This window comes from Acetobacter papayae (assembly GCF_047721125.1).
Lineage (GTDB): Bacteria > Pseudomonadota > Alphaproteobacteria > Acetobacterales > Acetobacteraceae > Acetobacter > Acetobacter papayae.
The window spans coordinates 1-2061 of record NZ_JBDNWF010000065.1; the positions used below are offsets into that span (position 1 = coordinate 1).

2 protein-coding genes are annotated in these 2061 nt (G+C 55.4%); one reads left to right on the top strand and one right to left on the bottom strand.

What is annotated here, in order from left to right; all coding sequences use genetic code 11:
- Window positions 1–193: 193 nt before the first annotated feature.
- Window positions 194–1141 carry an SGNH/GDSL hydrolase family protein gene (locus ABF757_RS12115; RefSeq protein ID WP_415482584.1) on the bottom strand — a complete coding sequence of 316 codons (948 nt, stop codon included), beginning with the start codon at window positions 1139–1141 and terminating at the stop codon, window positions 194–196.
- 197 nt (window positions 1142–1338) lie between these two features.
- Here ABF757_RS12115 and ABF757_RS12120 point away from each other — a divergent pair.
- On the top strand, window positions 1339–2061 hold a 723-nt coding region (locus ABF757_RS12120; RefSeq protein WP_415482585.1), incomplete at its 3' end, for a serine hydrolase domain-containing protein.

A 2061-nucleotide genomic window follows, 5' to 3' on the forward strand; every position in this document is an offset into this window, starting at 1 on the left:
ACTATAGAGAGTTTATGTTATTTTTATTTTACAAATACAAAAAACATTTTTTAAGAACAAACGGATATTGTTATTGATCTCACGCCGTATCGATCCATGCACAGGCGTGCCCGCCCCCACCCAAAAAAGAGCCGAAAAAAGCGCCGTTATCCTGAACGCTTTTTCCGACCCTTTATGATTATTCCTATATTTATTACTTTTGTATATTTTGGCGTAGGGTTTCAAACATCCGCTGCGCGATCAGGGCATGAACATGCCGGGTTGGGTGGTATTCATCCCACCACAATGCCGTATCCGGTGCAGCACACACTTTACCCGGTGCAGGCTGGGTTGGCTGGCAGGGATGCGTTATATCCGCCAAATGACTGCCCTGTGCATCAGCCATCAGGCTTTCCACGACGCTACTCCATGGGAACCAGATGAGATGCACACCGGATTCCGCAGCAATAGGAGCCAGAGCCTGTTGGGTTATGCGGTCATAATCCGCAACAAATGTCCGGGCCTCCGCTGCCGCATGGGCGTCCTGTGCAACAGCGGGAACACGATCGAGATTATAAGCCCCGAGAACAAGAAAATTCCTCGCACCATGATCATGCAGGATTTGTACTGCACCTTTCATGTCCTGCGCACAGCTCTGGGCTATTTCTCCCAGTGTTGCAGGCGAAGCCATATCGGTATGCAAAAAGAAATCATTGGCCGAAGCCCCCAAAACATACAGGGCCTTCGCATCCAGCTTCTGCTCCCGCGCGACAAAGGACAGAACCTGTCCGTGCAAACCGCTATCGCGCCATCCATCAAGCCATGTGTAGTAATTACCGCTACCGCACCGGGCACCACCAACGGCAAAATCTGTCAGGCGCGCCCCCAGCGCATGCGCCAGATCTTCAACTGCGGTCGGGCCGTTGCTCCAGCGGTCATTCCAGTAAAGACCCGCACTCTCTTCCGCAGGTAAAACGCTTGCCTGCGGCACTTTCGCCTTAACTGCTTCCAGCGACAGGGCTCTGGCCGCCCCGTTATCGCTGTAACTATCACCAAAAACATAGAGTGCTTTGACTGTGGGTTCAGCCGCCCTTGCTGGCGCGAGAAAAAGCAGGGGGGCCATGCCCGCAACCAAACACAGTCGGGAAAGGCTTCTACGCATGAACGCGGCTCCGTGTCATGTTCTGGATTACCCTTCACCCTGCATGATTCAATTTTTACAATGCTAGAATATAATCGCCTTACCCGTGTCCGTTTTTGCGGCACTTGCCGCACCCTGCCCGGTCCCTGCCATTACAGCCTTCGTTACGGCCCAAAACCACGTATAATACCCCCGCCATACAGCCTGCCGGAGTTCGCATGCCCACAGCCTTTCCGTTTACCCAGCCCCATAGCCGTCGGGCCTTTGTGCGGAATGGCCTTGCCGTGGCCTGCCTCGGATCAGGCTTACCGCTTCTGCGACCGCAGGCCTGCGCCGCTATACCTGCAGAGCGTTTTTCCGCCGTAAACCACCTATTTGAAAACGCCGTATCAAGCGGGCTGGTTCCCGGTGCGGTCTCCGCCATTGGCGATCAGGGGCAGGTCGTATGGCGCGGTGTATTCGGCCAGAGCGCGCTGTTACCAACCCCGGCCCCCATGCTCTGGTCCACCCTGTTCGACATGGCATCGCTCACCAAGGCTCTGGTAACAGCACCCGCCATTATGCAGTTACAGGAACGAGGCCTGCTGGATCTGGATACCCCGGCCTGGCGCTACCTGCCCGGCTTTGAGGCACAGGGCAAGCAGGATATTACCCTGCGGTTATTGCTGACCCATTATTCAGGCCTGCCCCCTGATCTGCCACTTGATACGCCGTGGCAGGGACATGAACAGGCTGTCCAGCTAGTGATGAACAGTCACCCAACCAGCCCACCGGGGGAGCGGTTTGTCTATAGTGACATCAACTTCATCACACTCGGGCTTATTGTTGAAAGACTGAGCGGGCTCTCACTATCCGCCTATGCGGCACGGCATATTTTTGCACCACTGGCCCTACACCGCACGATGTTTCTGCCCCACCCGGAAGCCGCCCCGGCCATAGCC

What these genes read in the sequence shown, in the direction of transcription:
- ABF757_RS12115 (WP_415482584.1), bottom strand. Translation starts at nt 1,141, where the DNA reads ATGCGTAGAAGCCTTTCCCGACTGTGTTTGGTTGCGGGCATGGCCCCC.